This is a genomic window from Pararhizobium sp. (assembly GCF_035497515.1).
GTDB lineage: Bacteria > Pseudomonadota > Alphaproteobacteria > Rhizobiales > Rhizobiaceae > Pararhizobium.
On sequence record NZ_DATJDJ010000042.1, the window covers coordinates 1 to 14,644 of the forward strand.

Annotated in this window: 14 protein-coding genes; 11 read left to right on the top strand and 3 right to left on the bottom strand. The window is 61.8% G+C overall.

The genetic code is table 11. The features are described from left to right. Positions 1-890, top strand: an 890-nt coding sequence (locus VL202_RS04445; RefSeq protein ID WP_325462963.1) for an MFS transporter, incomplete at its 5' end; no start/stop codon positions are given. A gap of 128 nt (positions 891-1,018) precedes the next feature. Further along, positions 1,019-2,272, top strand: a complete 1,254-nt coding sequence (ispG, locus tag VL202_RS04450; protein ID WP_325462964.1) for a flavodoxin-dependent (E)-4-hydroxy-3-methylbut-2-enyl-diphosphate synthase — start codon at positions 1,019-1,021, stop codon at positions 2,270-2,272. A 1-nt stretch (position 2,273) separates the two neighbouring features. Here ispG and VL202_RS04455 read toward each other — a convergent pair whose 3' ends face one another. Next, positions 2,274-2,912, bottom strand: coding sequence for a LysE family translocator (locus VL202_RS04455; RefSeq protein ID WP_325462965.1), 639 nt, complete (start codon positions 2,910-2,912; stop codon positions 2,274-2,276). Positions 2,913-3,060: 148 nt separating this feature from the next. Beyond that, the gene (locus VL202_RS04460) at positions 3,061-3,975 is read right to left on the bottom strand and encodes a farnesyl diphosphate synthase (protein WP_325462966.1); all 915 of its coding nucleotides are present in this window, start codon (positions 3,973-3,975) and stop codon (positions 3,061-3,063) included. Positions 3,976-4,224: 249 nt separating this feature from the next. Here VL202_RS04460 and mtgA point away from each other — a divergent pair, with 249 nt between their 5' ends. The 4 genes from mtgA to VL202_RS04480 all read left to right on the top strand — a co-directional run bounded on the left by mtgA (position 4,225) and on the right by VL202_RS04480 (position 6,617). Then, positions 4,225-4,908 carry a monofunctional biosynthetic peptidoglycan transglycosylase gene (mtgA, locus tag VL202_RS04465; RefSeq protein ID WP_414692802.1) on the top strand — a complete coding sequence of 228 codons (684 nt, stop codon included), beginning with the start codon at positions 4,225-4,227 and terminating at the stop codon, positions 4,906-4,908. A gap of 79 nt (positions 4,909-4,987) precedes the next feature. Then, entirely contained in the window at positions 4,988-5,635 is a 648-nt protein-coding gene (locus VL202_RS04470; protein ID WP_325462968.1) for a glutathione S-transferase family protein, read from the top strand. A gap of 159 nt (positions 5,636-5,794) precedes the next feature. Further along, positions 5,795-5,980, top strand: a complete 186-nt coding sequence (rpmF, locus tag VL202_RS04475) for a 50S ribosomal protein L32 (RefSeq protein ID WP_037097119.1) — start codon at positions 5,795-5,797, stop codon at positions 5,978-5,980. A gap of 229 nt (positions 5,981-6,209) precedes the next feature. After that, positions 6,210-6,617: a hypothetical protein gene (locus VL202_RS04480; protein WP_325462969.1), complete on the top strand. Its 408-nt coding sequence runs from the start codon at positions 6,210-6,212 to the stop codon at positions 6,615-6,617. Between the two features lie 50 nt (positions 6,618-6,667). On the opposite strand, the gene phaR is transcribed toward VL202_RS04480, so the two are convergent. Then, positions 6,668-7,249: a polyhydroxyalkanoate synthesis repressor PhaR gene (gene phaR / locus VL202_RS04485; RefSeq protein ID WP_325462970.1), complete on the bottom strand. Its 582-nt coding sequence runs from the start codon at positions 7,247-7,249 to the stop codon at positions 6,668-6,670. A 227-nt stretch (positions 7,250-7,476) separates the two neighbouring features. Between phaR and VL202_RS04490 the strand changes: the two genes are divergently transcribed. The 5 genes from VL202_RS04490 to fdxA all read left to right on the top strand — a co-directional run bounded on the left by VL202_RS04490 (position 7,477) and on the right by fdxA (position 14,523). Further along, positions 7,477-8,658 carry an acetyl-CoA C-acetyltransferase gene (locus tag VL202_RS04490; protein ID WP_325462971.1) on the top strand — a complete coding sequence of 394 codons (1,182 nt, stop codon included), beginning with the start codon at positions 7,477-7,479 and terminating at the stop codon, positions 8,656-8,658. Positions 8,659-8,793: 135 nt separating this feature from the next. Beyond that, positions 8,794-9,519, top strand: a complete 726-nt coding sequence (locus tag VL202_RS04495; protein ID WP_325462972.1) for a beta-ketoacyl-ACP reductase — start codon at positions 8,794-8,796, stop codon at positions 9,517-9,519. A gap of 839 nt (positions 9,520-10,358) precedes the next feature. Continuing rightward, positions 10,359-13,553, top strand: coding sequence for a helicase-related protein (locus VL202_RS04500; protein ID WP_325463000.1), 3,195 nt, complete (start codon positions 10,359-10,361; stop codon positions 13,551-13,553). Positions 13,554-13,557: 4 nt separating this feature from the next. Beyond that, entirely contained in the window at positions 13,558-13,971 is a 414-nt protein-coding gene (locus VL202_RS04505; RefSeq protein ID WP_325462973.1) for an RNA-binding S4 domain-containing protein, read from the top strand. Between the two features lie 213 nt (positions 13,972-14,184). Continuing rightward, on the top strand, positions 14,185-14,523 hold the full coding sequence (gene fdxA / locus VL202_RS04510; protein WP_325462974.1) for a ferredoxin FdxA: 339 nt from the start codon (positions 14,185-14,187) through the stop codon (positions 14,521-14,523). Positions 14,524-14,644 lie beyond the last annotated feature (121 nt).

Here is a 14,644-nt window from a genome sequence, read left to right on the forward strand (position 1 = left end):
TGACGCTGATGCCCAATGTGTGGACGTCTGCCGCCGCCCTGTTCCTGCTTGGCGGCTTCGTCGGCGCCATGGATGTGGCGATGAACGCCAATGCGGTCGAGGTGGAAAAATCCATGCGGCGGGCGATCATGTCGTCCTGCCACGCCTATTGGAGCCTTGGCGGGCTTTTGGGTTCGGCCGCGGGCGGCCTGCTCATGGCGAATTTCGGCGTGTTGCCGCATGCGATCTTCGCCACCATCGTCTGCTTCTCGCTGGTTGCCATCGCCTGGCCGATGATGCTGCACGATCAGCCACACCCCGATACGGCAAAGCAGAAGCTGCGCCTGCCGCTGACGCCGCTGCCGTGGCTGATCGGTCTCGTCGCCCTGTTCTCGATGGTGCCGGAAGGCTCAGTGCTGGATTGGGGCGCGCTTTACCTGCGCAACGAGCTCGGCGCCTCCGTCGCGCTGTCCGGCTTCGGCTTTGCCGCCTTCTCGGCGACCATGGCGATCATGCGCTTCGCCGGCGATCACGTCCGCGATCGGTTCGGGGCCGTCAAGACGTTGCGCGTCTGCACCGTGACGGCGCTGGTCGGCCTCGTTCTCTCGGGGCTGGCGCCGAATGCGCCCCTGGCGATCCTCGGCTTCGCGCTTGCCGGTATCGGCATTTCCAACATGGTGCCGATCGCTTTTTCGGCGGCCGGCAACATGCCGGGGCTGGCGCCTGGCATCGGCCTCTCGATCGCAACCTTCATGGGCTATTCCGGCATGCTGTTTGCCCCGTCACTGATCGGCTTCATCGGCGAGCATACCGGCTTTGCGATCATCTTCGCCTGCATTCCGATCCTGTTCATCGTCGTGCTGATCCTCTCGCATCATGCCGTCCATGCCGACCATAGGGGCGGCCATTGATCGCAGGCCGGGCCGACCTGACGGTCGCGGGCCATCAATTCGCCGTCAAGAAATGATCTTGCCGTTGACATCTCCGCTTTCGTCATCCACCTGAAAGCGAGTTGCCGCACCATCTCCAAGAGGCGTCCATGTCTTCGTCCTTCGATTACGAACCGCAGCCGCGCCGGGCGTCCGTCGCCGTCGATGTCGGCGGTGTGATCGTCGGCGGCTCGGCGCCGGTCGTCGTTCAGTCGATGACCAATACGGATACGGCCGATATCGACGCGACCGTGGCACAGGTTGCCGCGCTTCATAGGGCCGGTTCCGAACTGGTGCGCATCACCGTCGATCGCGACGAAAGCGCCGCCGCCGTGCCGAAGATCCGCGAGCGCCTCGAGCGGCTCGGTCTCGACGTGCCGTTGATTGGCGATTTCCACTATATCGGCCACAAGCTGCTGGCCGATCATCCGGCCTGCGCCGAGGCACTGGCGAAATACCGCATCAATCCCGGCAATGTCGGCTTCAAGGCCAAGAAGGACAAGCAGTTCGCCGAGATCATCGAGAAGGCGATCGAGTTCGACAAGCCGGTGCGCATCGGCGTCAACTGGGGTTCGCTTGACCAGGAACTGTTGACCAGGCTGATGGACGACAACCAGGCCAAGGGTTTTCCGCTGACGGCCAGCCAGGTGATGCGCGAAACCATCGTCCAGTCGGCGCTGATCTCGGCGGAACTCGCCGAAGAAATCGGCCTGCCGCGCAATCGCATCATCCTGTCGGCCAAGGTGTCGAACGTGCAGGATCTGATCGCCTGTTATTCGATGCTGTCGGCGCGCTCCAACCATGCGCTGCATCTGGGGCTCACAGAAGCCGGCATGGGCTCGAAGGGTATCGTCTCCTCCGCCGCTTCGCTCGGCATCCTGATGCAACAGGGCATCGGCGACACGATCCGCATTTCGCTCACCCCGGAGCCCGGCGGCGACCGCACCCGGGAGGTGCAGGTGGCGCAGGAACTGCTGCAGGTCATGGGTTTCCGCCAGTTCATTCCGGTCGTCGCCGCCTGCCCGGGCTGCGGCCGCACCACCTCGACGGTGTTCCAGGAACTGGCGCAGAAGATCGAGGGCGATATCCGCCGCAACATGCCTGTCTGGCGGCAGAAATATCCGGGCGTCGAGGGCCTGAAGGTCGCCGTCATGGGCTGCATCGTCAATGGCCCCGGCGAAAGCAAGCATGCCGATATCGGTATTTCGCTGCCCGGCACCGGCGAACTGCCGGCCGCACCCGTCTATATCGACGGCAAGAAGGCGCTGACGATCCGCGGCACCAATATTGCCGGCGATTTCGAGGCGTTGGTCGGCGACTATATCGAGAAGCGCTTCGGCCAGGGACAGGCCGCCGCCGAATAATCTACAGCTTTGCCGTCAGAAGCTTGAAGCCGGCAAGCGCGAAGAAGCCGGCCATCGCGGTCTCGATGCCGCGCCGCGCTTTTTTATAGCCGCGATGAACCGGCTCGATCGAGAACAGCAGCGCAAACCCCATGAAGATGATGAAGCCGAGCAGCATGCAGCCGCCAATCAGCACCGGCATGACATGCGGTGCATCCTGCGGCGTGCCAAGCGAAACCAGCGTCAGCCAGGAAAAGATGGCCTTCGGGTTCGTGAGGTGGATGCCGAGGCCTTTGAGATAGAGGCGACGAAGCGACGGCGGCTGCCTATCGAGCGATAAAACGCTTTCCGCCTCCTTGCGCAGCGCCGCCTTCAAAGCCTTGAAGGCGAGCCAGAGCAGATAGAGCCCGCCGGCGATCTTCAGGACGAAGAGCGCATTGCCATAGCTGCGGATCAGCGCCGAAAGCCCGGCGGCGGCCAGCATGGCCCAGGTGTAGGAACCCGTCAGCACACCCGCCGCCAGCGCCAGTCCGCCAGCCCGGCCACGGCTGATCGAAGTGGATATGATCGCGACGATCGCCGGCCCGGGCGAGACCGTGGCGATGATATACGCACCCCAGGCAACCACCAGCTGCGGCAGGTAGGGCAGAAGGTTGGACATTCAGCTTCTCCGAGGCGCGACAGCCGGCATCTTGCCCGAAGCGTCGGCAAAGAGAATGTGCAATCTTGTTGTGGTGACAATTCCGGCGTCCATATTTGCCCAACTTGGATGGTGAAGATCAAGGACGGTCGGCCGTGTCAGGCCCTATTCAATGACTACGATCGGCCACGAAACGCGCCGTTTCGGTGAGCACATCTGCACGCTCCCCAAACGGCTCCAGCAGCGCCGCGGCATCCGCCACCAGTGCTGCCAGACGGGTTTCCGCCCATTCCTGCCCGCGCAGAGAGACCAGCGTGCCCTTGCCGCGGGCGGCGTCCTTGCCGGTCGCCTTGCCCATGGTTTCCGCATCCGCCGTCAGGTCGAGCAGGTCGTCGGCAAGCTGGAAGGCGAGACCGACGGTTTCGCCATACTTTCGCATCAGGCGACGCTCGTCGGCGCTGCCAGCGGCGATGATGGCTCCGGCCTCGCAGGCAAAGCGGATGAGCGCACCGGTCTTCATCGCCTGGAGAGTGGTGATGCCGGCCTCGTCCAGCACGCAGCCTTCCGCCGCCAGATCCAGGGCCTGGCCGCCGGCCATGCCGCCGATACCTGCGGCGCGGGCCAGCGCCAGCACCAGGTCGGTCTTTTGCCGGTCGGGCAGGTTGGTTTCCGGCGCGGCTATGATATCGAAGGCGAGTGTCAGCAGGCTGTCGCCGGCAAGGATCGCATTCGCCTCGCCATGGGCGATGTGCACGGTCGGCTGGCCGCGTCGCAGATCGTCGTCGTCCATGGCCGGCAGGTCGTCATGCACCAGCGAATAGCTGTGAACGCATTCGAGCGCCGCGGCGATCCGCAAGGCCGCTTCCGGGTCACCGCCCAGGAGCGCCGTGCTTTCCATCACCAGGAACGGCCGCAGTCGCTTTCCGCCGTTGAGCAGGCCGTGGCGCATGGCTGCGAGCAGGGGGGCGGGGCGGGCGATCTCGTCTTGCTGCGTGGCCTCGCCGAGAATGCCGGCAAGACAGGCTTCCACGGCGGTAGCACGGGTCTTCAGGCGGGCTTCGAAGGATGCGGAATGGTCGCTCATGCGGCGCTCTTTGGCACGACTGCGCGCGCTCTGGCAATTGGATTTTGCCGATCGGGCGGCGCTCGGCAACCTTCCAGGCCTGGACCGGGCACAATTTGCGAAAAGACGTTCAATTCCGGCCGCTCTTGCTCTAAGAGAAATCTGGGATCATTCAGGCGGGCGCTTCAAAGATTGGACATCGTACCGGAAACGCGTGAGGAGGACGACGTGCCAGTGACAGGCTCGCGTGGTCGCCGTTTGCAAGGGTGGATGCAGACGCTCCAGCGGCGCTGGCACAAGCTGCTCCTGCTGCTGGTCGGCCTGGTCCTCCTGCCCTATCTGTTGATCGTCCTCTACATGCCGAGCGCCATCCACCCGATTTCGACGCTGATGCTGCGCGATCTCGTGCTGTTGCACGGTTATGACAGACAATGGGTGTCCTTCGACCAGATCTCGCCCAATCTGGTGCAGTCGGTGATGATGTCGGAAGACGGCCAGTTCTGCATTCATGACGGGGTCGACTGGGTGCAGATGCGCGGGGTCGTCAACGATGCGCTTGAAGGGGAATCGACGCGCGGTGCCTCGACCATCCCGATGCAGACGGCCAAGAATCTGTTTCTCTGGAACGGCCGCTCCTTCCTGCGCAAGGCGATGGAACTGCCGCTGGCACTTGCCGCGGACTTCGTCTGGAGCAAGCGGCGGATGATGGAACTCTATCTCAACGTCGCCGAATGGGGGCCGGGCATCTATGGCGCGGAAGCGGCCGCCCAGCATCATTTCGGCGTCTCGGCCGCCAAGCTGACGCGAAGGCAGGCTGCCCTTCTGGCGGTCTCCCTGCCCAATCCGTTCGAGCGCAACGCAGGCAAGCCGGGTCGTGGCCTGAAGCGGCTGGCATCGCTGATCGAGCGCCGCGCCGGCCGGTCCGGTGAATATATCAAATGCCTTTATGATTGAGATCAGGTCTTTTCATTGGCGGTGAAAGGCCGGTGCCATCTATACCATGGCCTCGTTTCGTGAAGAATGGGGAAGACCGATGACAAAACTCACGCTCTATGTCGGCAACAAGAACTATTCGTCCTGGTCGCTACGGCCCTGGATGGCTCTGGAAGCCTGCGGCATCCCGTTCGAGGACGTCGTCATTCCCTTCGATTTCGAAAACGGCAATCCGAAATTCAGGGACATCGCGCCGACCGGCCGCGTTCCCGTCCTGCATCATGGCGATGTTCGTGTCTGGGAATCGCTGGCCATCATCGAATATGTCGCCGAACTCTTCCCTGAGGCAGGTCTGTGGCCGCGGGATTCGGCGGAACGGGCCGTGGCGCGCAGCTATGCCATGGAAATGCTGTCCGGCTTCCGGGCGTTGCGCGGCGCCTGCCCGATGAACATTCGCCGCGAAAAGCGGGCGATCGACCTTCCGGAAGGCGTCATGGACGATGTCGAGCGGATCGAGACGATCTGGCGCGAGGCGGTCGCCCGCTCCGGCGGGCCGTTCCTGTTCGGCCGCTTTACAGCCGCCGACGCCATGTTCGCGCCGGTGGTCAATCGGTTCGAGGTCTATGACCTCACGCGCAATCCGGTCTCGCTGGAATATATGGATGCGGTCAAGACCCATCCGGCCTTCCAGAAATGGCAGGAAGCGGCGCTGAAGGAGACCTGGATCGTGGCGGAGGACGAGGCGTGAACCGCGCGTTCGGGAGCGGGCACGAAAAAATGCCGGTAGGGACTGGTCAAACGCCTGTGGGGCATGTATAAGCCCGGCAAATTCCGAGATTGACATCTGTTTGTCCCGGCCAACGGTCTGGCCGCGAAACAGAGTTTTGCCCGATAAGTGGAGTATGAAATGGCTGTACCGAAAAGAAAAACAAGCCCGTCCAAGCGTGGCATGCGCCGCTCCGCCGATGCGCTGAAGACCCCGACCTACATCGAAGACAAGAACTCCGGTGAACTGCGTCGTCCGCACCACATCGACCTGAAGACCGGCATGTATCGCGGTCGCCAGGTTCTGACCCCGAAGGCTTCCGCTTAATCAGCGTTGCCGTCAGGCATGAATTTTAAAGGGCTGGCTTTTGCCGGCCCTTTTCTGTTGTCTGTCGGTGGCTGGTCAATAAGGGCCGCCATCGGGCATTTTCCGATCGTCTTGCGCCAACGCTGCCCTATCTCGATCCGATGGTCATTTTCTTGACCGGAACCATGCTGTAAGCAAAGATCGATCGATGTCCGGCCAAGGCCGGAACGCCAACCGGGAGCCCTTGCCGATGATCGCCGCCACACCATTGCTGATCCTGCCGTTCATTCTCTACAATCTGGGAATGATCGGCATTCTCGGAAGCGGCGGGGTCGCGGTTTTCGAAGACGTCATCCTGTCGATGACCATGCTGTCCGGTGCCGTCTGGACGATGAGCGTCGGCGACCTGGTGATCGTCATCGCGCTTCTTCTGCTGTTCGTTGAGATTCTCAAAGCCACCCGCGTCAGTTCCAAGGCGCTATTGGATCATCTCCTGTCGATGGTGCTGTTTATCGTCTTCCTGATGGAGTTTCTGCTGGTCGCCAACGCCGCGAACCACGTCTTCTTCATCCTGATGACGATCTGCTTCATCGACGTCATTGCCGGTTTCTCGGTGTCGATGCGCACCGCCGGCCGGGATGTATCGATCGGGCTTTGATGCAGTTGAGCTGCCGCGCGCCATTCAAATAGCCGCGCGGCACTAAGCTCTTAGCCGAGGTTTTCCAGTTTCGTCTGCAGCGCGCGCAGCTGTTCCTTCAACTCGTCGATGTCCTTGGCTTCCGCCTTGCGCGGTTCCTTGGCGGCCGGGGTGGCGGCCATGAAGGGGGAGAACATCTGCATGGCCTGGTGGAACAGGTCGGTGTTGCGCTTGACCTGCTCTTCCACCAGTTGCAGCGGTACGGAGAGGTTCTTGCCGAGCGGCGTGTCGCCGAACGCCTTGTTGATCTGCTCGCGCATCGTCACCTGCTGGTCGGTGAAGGCCTGCATCGAATGTTCGAGATAGCTCGGCACGACCATCTGCATCTGGTCGCCATAAAACGAGATCAGCTGGCGCAGGAAGGGGATCGGCAGCAGTGTGTTGCCGGTCTTGGATTCCTGTTCGAAAATGATCTGCGTCAAGACCTGGTGGGTGATGTCGTCTCCTGATTTCGCGTCCTGAACGGTGAATTCCTCTCCCTTTTTCACCATGACCGCGAGATCGTCGAGCGTGACGTACGTGCTTGTTCCGGTATTGTAGAGCCGTCGGTTGGCGTATTTTTTGATTACGATCTGACCGTCGTGTTTAGCCATCTGGGTCTCCTCCCCATGCTCCCGTCTTTATTGTGTTTTTCAGAGTATCCGCAAAAAATCGGTTCTGACAATCTCTTTGTGCAATGCGGCGACGCAGGTGCGAAATTTCACCCTCGTCCGGATCGTGACAGCCAAGCGGTGCGAACCGTCACATTATCGCGTTTGACTTGCGCGATGACCTTTGCCAGTCTTTAGCAATTGCGAAAGAAAGAACGAGGAAATATCGGATGAGCACCCCCTCCATTGTCATCGCCAGCGCGGGCCGTACCGCGGTTGGTTCGTTCAACGGTTCGTTTGCCAACACACCCGCGCATGAACTCGGCGCCGCCGTCATCAAGGGTGTGCTGGAGCGTGCCGGCGTCGAGGCCGGCGAAGTCGATGAGGTCATTCTCGGGCAGGTTCTCTCCGCCGGCGAAGGGCAGAATCCGGCCCGCCAGGCCGCGATGAAGGCTGGTATCCCGCAGGAGGCAACCGCCTGGGGCATGAACCAGCTCTGCGGTTCTGGCCTGCGCGCCGTCGCGCTCGGCATGCAGCAGATTGCAACCGGTGATGCAAAGATCATCGTGGCCGGCGGCATGGAATCCATGTCGATGGCGCCGCATTGTGCGCATCTGCGTGGTGGCGTGAAAATGGGCGACTTCAAGATGGTCGACACCATGATCAAGGACGGCCTGACGGACGCGTTCTATGGCTACCACATGGGAACGACGGCGGAGAACGTCGCCAAGAAATGGCAACTGACCCGCGAGGACCAGGACGTGTTTGCGCTCGGTTCGCAGAACAAGGCCGAAGCCGCCCAGAAGGCCGGCCGCTTTGCCGACGAAATCATTCCCTTCATCGTCAAGGGCCGCAAGGGCGACGTCACCGTCGATCAGGACGAATATATCCGCCACGGCGCCACGCTGGAATCGATGACCAAGCTGCGCCCGGCGTTCGACAAGGAAGGCACCGTCACTGCCGCCAACGCGTCTGGCCTCAATGACGGCGCGGCCGCGGCGCTTTTGATGAGCGAGGCCGAGGCCAGCCGTCGTGGCATCCAGCCGCTTGCCCGCATCGTCTCCTGGGCCACCGCCGGCGTCGATCCGCAGATCATGGGCACCGGCCCGATCCCGGCATCGCGCAAGGCGCTGGAAAAGGCCGGCTGGTCGGTTGCCGATGTCCAGCTCGTCGAGGCCAACGAAGCCTTCGCGGCGCAGGCCTGTGCGGTCAACAAGGATCTCGGCTGGGATACGTCGATCGTCAACGTCAATGGCGGCGCCATTGCCATCGGCCATCCGATCGGTGCGTCCGGCGCACGCGTGCTGAATACGTTGCTGTTCGAAATGAAGCGCCGTGGCGTGTCCAAGGGCCTGGCGACGCTGTGTATCGGCGGCGGCATGGGCGTTGCCATGTGCGTCGAGCGCGTGTGATTTCAGTCATCAATTGGGATCGCCCGGTGCGTTAGCGTCGGGCGAGCTTCACGGTAACACCCGGAAGAACAGGGTTTGCGCTCCCGTTGGGCGCAGATATCGTCAGCAATCAGCAACGAAACGGGGGAAGAGACGATGAGCAGGGTAGCATTGGTCACCGGCGGGTCGCGCGGTATCGGCGCGGCAATTTCCATTGCCTTGAAAGCCGCAGGATACAAGGTCGCGGCAAACTATGCGGGCAATGACGAGAAAGCGCAGGCCTTCACGCAGGAAACCGGCATTGCGACCTACAAGTGGGATGTATCGGATTACAAGGCCTGCGCCGACGGCATCGCCAAGGTCGAAGCCGATCTCGGTCCGGTCGAAGTGCTGGTCAACAATGCCGGCATCACGCGCGACGCCATGTTCCACAAGATGACACCGGAACAGTGGAATTCGGTCATCGACACCAACCTCACCGGCCTGTTCAACATGACGCATCCGGTCTGGACCGGCATGCGCGACCGCAATTTCGGCCGCGTCATCAACATTTCCTCGATCAACGGCCAGAAGGGCCAGATGGGCCAGTCCAATTATTCCGCATCGAAGGCCGGCGATCTTGGCTTCACCAAGGCCTTGGCACAGGAAGGCGCGGCCAAGGGCATTACCGTCAACGCGATTTGCCCGGGCTATATCGGCACGGAGATGGTCCGGGCGATCCCGGAGAAGGTTCTGACGGAGCGCATCATTCCGCAGATCCCGGTCGGCCGTCTTGGCGAGCCGGAAGAGATCGCCCGATGCGTCGTCTTCCTAGCCTCCGACGATGCCGGCTTCATCACAGGCTCGACGATCTCGGCCAATGGCGGCCAGTTCTTTGTCTGATCGTCTTTATGTGCTTTCTGCCGGCGGCGCCTTTACGCGCGCCGTTTTGCGGTCCGGCAAAGGTTAATGCCGGCGACGGCTGTTGCGCGCAGAGGGAAGTTTATCCACTGTTTCCTATGGTTAACAACTTGTTTCTACACAATATATCGCGGTGAACAAACCGGGAAACGGCTTGTGTCGATGATTCGTCGCCTGTTCGTTCTTGTTTTGATTGAAAGGTTAATGGAGGCGGAAAAAACTGCATTTCTGCCGCGTGTTTTTCGGAGCTTTGCGGCCGAGTTGCCGCCTCGGAATGCGATCGGAACCTCGCGAAAGACGGTCCGATGCCCGGGCGCGTAAGGATAGGGCATATCCTGTAGGGCAGAGGATCTGCGGCGAGGCAATTGCCGTCTCGCGGGTCAGTCCTTCTGTCTCGAGCCATCGTGCGCACTGCCAACAATGTTGTGAACCCGCTGGTTAAATTTTCCTGATTTTTCAAATATTTGGATTCTGAATCTCACCCACAACCAAGAGTTCTCGGATCAGGATTTCTCGGTGCAAGCGCGATTCAGCATGTGGTGCGAATCCGGCTTTGGAAATCAACATCTAGCCGTGAACAAATCCTGAATCCGGCGGAGTCAGCGATTCGTCGCTGATTCGTTCCTCTGCTGTTCCGAATCTTGTCGTGTGCGGCTGGAAATGCGCGGTCCCGGTGCCATTTCTATCGTTTCACCGCCACCTGCCCTTGCGTTTGTGTCCTCGCATGGGCATGTGTGGCTCTGCCGGTAGAGCGGCGTCCCCGCCGTGAAGGCCTTCGCAGACTGAAAGTGCGCAGGATCGAGACAGTGCCTGACCAACCCATGATCTTGAGCGGCCGCGGCGTGATCGCGGTGCTCGGCCCCACCAATACCGGCAAGACGCATTACGCGATCGAACGCATGGTTGCGCACGAATCCGGCGTGATCGGCCTGCCGCTGCGGCTTTTGGCGCGTGAGGTCTATACGCGGGTGGTCGAAAAGGTCGGCGCCCACAATGTCGCGCTGATCACCGGGGAAGAAAAGATCACGCCGCATATGGCGCGGTTCTCGGTCTGCACCGTCGAGGCCATGCCGCGCGAGACCAAGGCCGCTTTCGTCGCGATCGACGAGGTGCAACTGGCTGGAGACCTGGAGCGCGGCCATATCTTCACCGACCGGCTGATGCACCTGCGCGGCCGGGTCGAGACGCTGCTCCTCGGCGCATCGACCATGCGGCCGATCCTCGAACAACTTTTGCCCGGCATTACCGTCGTCGAGCGTCCCCGCCTGTCGCAGCTCCTCTATGCCGGCTCCAAGAAGATTACCCGCCTGCCGCAGCGCTCGGTCATCGTCGCCTTCTCGGCCGAGGAGGTCTATGCGATCGCCGAACTGATCCGCCGCCAACGTGGGGGCGCTGCCGTGGTGCTTGGGGCCTTGTCGCCGCGCACACGAAATGCGCAGGTCGCGCTCTACCAGGCAGGCGATGTCGAATATCTGGTGGCCACGGACGCCATCGGCATGGGGCTGAACCTCGATGTCGACCATGTCGCCTTCGCCCAGGACCGCAAATACGACGGTTACCAGTTCCGCAACCTGAACCCGGGCGAACTGGCGCAGATTGCCGGCCGTGCCGGCCGTCACCTGCGCGACGGAACCTTCGGCGTCACCTCGCGGGTCGAGCCTTTCGACAACGAACTCGTCCACCGGATCGAATCACACCAGTTCGATCCGGTTCGCGTCCTGCAGTGGCGCTCGAAGGCGCTGAACTTTGCGTCCATCGCTGCATTGAAGAAAAGTCTTGATGCAGCGCCGACCGTCCACGGGTTGACGCGAGCCTTGCCGGCGGTTGATCAGCAGGCGCTGGACTACCTTTCGCGCTATCCGGAAGTGAGCAGTGTGGCGACCACACCGGAGCGTGTAGAAAAACTCTGGGAGGCCTGTGCTCTTCCCGACTATCGGCGTATAACGCCGGCGCAACATGCCGATCTGATTTCGACCATCTATGCCGATCTCGTCCGCCGTGGCACAGTGAACGAAGATTTCATGGCCGAGCAGGTTCGTCGTGCAGATCATACGGACGGTGAAATCGACACATTGTCCGCGAGAATTGCCCAAATCAGGACATGGACCTATGTGTCCAACCGTCCGGGATGGCTTGCCGATCCGACACACTGGCAAGAAAAGACGCGGGAAATCGAAGATCGATTGTCTGACGCGTTACATGAAAGGTTGACGAAACGCTTTGTTGATCGCAGGACATCTGTGCTCATGAAGCGCCTGAGAGAGAATGCGATGTTGGAAGCTGAAATCAGTGTAAATGGCGATGTCTTCGTTGAAGGTCATCATGTGGGACAATTGGCGGGGTTTCGGTTCACGCTGGCGGCTGTGGCCGACGGTCTCGACGCGCGTGCGGCGCAGGGTGCCGCGCAAAAGGCGCTGGCGCTTGAATTCGAAGCGCGCGCAGCCCGGCTTCATGCCGCCGGCAATGCCGATCTCGCTTTGGCGTCGGACGGGCTTGTGCGCTGGCTCGGCGATCCCGTGGCCCGTCTCGCAGCCAGCGATCATGTCATGCGTCCGCGCGTGCTGTTGCTTGCCGACGAACAGTTGCAGGGCAATGCCCGCGAGCATGTGCTGGCCCGCATCGAGCGCTTCGTCAATCATCACATCTCCACGGTGCTGAAGCCGCTCGACGATCTCTCTCGCGCTGAAGATCTCGAAGGCCTTGCCAAGGGGCTGGCCTTCCAGCTCGTGGAAAATCTCGGCGTCATGTTCCGCCGCGACGTGGCCGATGACGTGAAATCGCTGGATCAGGAGGCACGCGCCTCGATCCGTCGCCACGGCATCCGCTTCGGCGCCTATCACATCTTCATGCCGGCCCTTTTGAAGCCGGCGCCGGCCGAACTCATCACCCTGCTCTGGGCGCTGAAGAATGACGGCCTCGACAAGCCCGGCTACGGCGACCTCATCCCGGTTCTGGCTGCCGGTCGCACCTCGGTGGTCACCGATCCGTCCTTCGAGCGGACCTTCTACAAGCTCGGCGGCTTCCGGTTCCTCGGCAAGCGCGCCGTGCGCATCGATATCCTCGAGCGCCTGGCCGACCTCATTCGCCCGCTGCTGCAGTGGAAGCCCGGCACGACAAGCCGTCCGGACGGCGCCTATGACGGCCGCCGCTTCACGGCGACGACGGCGATGCTGTCGATCCTGGGTGCCACGCCGGATGACATGGAAGAAATCCTCAAGGGTCTCGGCTATCGCGCTGACAGCGTGACCGCCGAGGAAGCCACCAGGTTTCTTGCCACTCAGGCTGGCCCTGCCAAACCGGCGTCGGACAGCCCGGCAGCCGGCGCGGCGTCTGCGCAGGCATCCGACGGCATTGCCGAGCCGGAGAGTGTCGAGACTGTAGAGACGGAAGCTGCTGCCAGCGAGCCGGCAACCGTGGAACCGTCAGCCATGGAATCGGCACCGGGCGAGCCATCGTCCGAAGCGGTCTCCGCTCCGGAGGCCGATGCCGCACCGGCAACCGCCGCTGTCGAACAGTCGACCGATGCTCCGGTGATGCCGCAGGTTGAAGCCGAAGCGTCCGGCGAGACGGCAGCGGATGTGCAACCGATCGAGCCCGCCGAGGCCAAGCCGGTTCTCCTGTGGCGTCCGGGCAGCCGCAACGACAACCAGCGTCAGGGTGGACGTCCGCAGGGCGATCGCCGTGGTGGTCAGAATCGTGCGCCGCAAGGCGAAGCGCGTCGCGAAGGCGGCGAGCAGCGCCGTGACGGCGAAGGCCGCCGGGAAGCGCGTGGCGACGACAACCGCAAGAGCGGTGCCGGCCGGCCGGATCGCAATCGGGGTCGTGATGGTGGCAAGCCGCAGGGCGGCCCGCGGCACGAGAAGGGCGACCGTCAGGATCGGCCGGATCGCAACGACCGCGGCGGAAAGCCGCAGGCTGCCAAGTTCGAAGCCCGCCCGCCGCGCAAGGAAAAGCCACTGGATCCGGATTCACCGTTCGCCAAGCTCGCTGCGCTCAAGGAGCAGATGAAGAAGTAATGCCATGGCCGAAAAGCAGCCTCAGTCCCTGCCGGTTTTCCGCCAGCGTCTCGACAAATGGCTGTTTTTCACGCGGCTGACAAAGTCCCGCTCGATCGCCCAGAAGGCGATCGAGGCTGGCGATATCCGGGTCAATGAGGCCCGCGTTACCCAACCCTCCCATATGCTGAAATCTGGCGACGTCGTGGTGCTCGCGTCCGACCGGCGCGACACGACCGTTCGTATGCTGGCGCCCGGCAGCCGTCGCGGCCCCTATGAGGAAGCCCGTCTTCTCTACGAGGACCTGACGCCACCCGTTGTGCCGGGAGAAAAACTCACCGCCTTCGAGCAGGCCATGCGGGAGCGCGGCAGCGGCCGCCCCACGAAGAAGGAGCGTCGCGAGGTGGACAGGCTTCGGCCGGGTTGGCAAGAGGACTAGAAACAGGGATTAGAAAACTGTCCCTCCAGCGACCGATTTGACGCATGGATTATTCTTGCAAAGGCGGGGCAAAGCCTTTACCTCACGGGTCAAAGAGCAGCCCTGCTGCGCCGCAAAAGGTGTCCTCAGGCTGAAATCTTGACGAATGCGGACAAGCGGGCTTCAGTTTTGGTTGCTGTCTGCTGTCAGACGTGAGAATCGCTGGAGTACCTCATGACGTATGTCGTGACCGACAATTGCATACGCTGCAAATATACCGATTGCGTTGAAGTGTGTCCGGTGGATTGCTTCTATGAGGGAGAGAATTTCCTGGCGATCCATCCGGACGAGTGCATCGACTGCGGTGTCTGCGAGCCGGAATGCCCCGCAGGTGCCATCAAGCCCGATACCGAGCCGGGTCTCGACATGTGGCTGAAAGTCAACGCCGAATTCGCCACGCAATGGCCCAACATCACCGTCAAGCGTGACGAGATGCCGGAAGCCAAGGAAATGGATGGCGTCGAAGGCAAGTACGAGAAGTATTTTTCGCCAAAACCTGGCCAGGGCGACTGACGCGGCAGGGTTTCGAGGCGGCCGGTTGCGGGTTGATTCTCCCGGCTGCAAAAAATGGCGAAATTGGGGGAATCATGGCTTAACCATGTCCGTGACGGGCTGGTTGGGGTTCTTCCCCGTT

What these genes read in the sequence shown, in the direction of transcription:
- ispG (WP_325462964.1), top strand. Translation starts at nt 1,019, where the DNA reads ATGTCTTCGTCCTTCGATTACGAACCGCAGCCGCGCCGGGCGTCCGTC.
- VL202_RS04455 (WP_325462965.1), bottom strand. Translation starts at nt 2,912, where the DNA reads ATGTCCAACCTTCTGCCCTACCTGCCGCAGCTGGTGGTTGCCTGGGGT.
- VL202_RS04460 (WP_325462966.1), bottom strand. Translation starts at nt 3,975, where the DNA reads ATGAGCGACCATTCCGCATCCTTCGAAGCCCGCCTGAAGACCCGTGCT.
- mtgA (WP_414692802.1), top strand. Translation starts at nt 4,225, where the DNA reads ATGCAGACGCTCCAGCGGCGCTGGCACAAGCTGCTCCTGCTGCTGGTC.
- VL202_RS04470 (WP_325462968.1), top strand. Translation starts at nt 4,988, where the DNA reads ATGACAAAACTCACGCTCTATGTCGGCAACAAGAACTATTCGTCCTGG.
- rpmF (WP_037097119.1), top strand. Translation starts at nt 5,795, where the DNA reads ATGGCTGTACCGAAAAGAAAAACAAGCCCGTCCAAGCGTGGCATGCGC.
- VL202_RS04480 (WP_325462969.1), top strand. Translation starts at nt 6,210, where the DNA reads ATGATCGCCGCCACACCATTGCTGATCCTGCCGTTCATTCTCTACAAT.
- phaR (WP_325462970.1), bottom strand. Translation starts at nt 7,249, where the DNA reads ATGGCTAAACACGACGGTCAGATCGTAATCAAAAAATACGCCAACCGA.
- VL202_RS04490 (WP_325462971.1), top strand. Translation starts at nt 7,477, where the DNA reads ATGAGCACCCCCTCCATTGTCATCGCCAGCGCGGGCCGTACCGCGGTT.
- VL202_RS04495 (WP_325462972.1), top strand. Translation starts at nt 8,794, where the DNA reads ATGAGCAGGGTAGCATTGGTCACCGGCGGGTCGCGCGGTATCGGCGCG.
- VL202_RS04500 (WP_325463000.1), top strand. Translation starts at nt 10,359, where the DNA reads ATGATCTTGAGCGGCCGCGGCGTGATCGCGGTGCTCGGCCCCACCAAT.
- VL202_RS04505 (WP_325462973.1), top strand. Translation starts at nt 13,558, where the DNA reads ATGGCCGAAAAGCAGCCTCAGTCCCTGCCGGTTTTCCGCCAGCGTCTC.
- fdxA (WP_325462974.1), top strand. Translation starts at nt 14,185, where the DNA reads ATGACGTATGTCGTGACCGACAATTGCATACGCTGCAAATATACCGAT.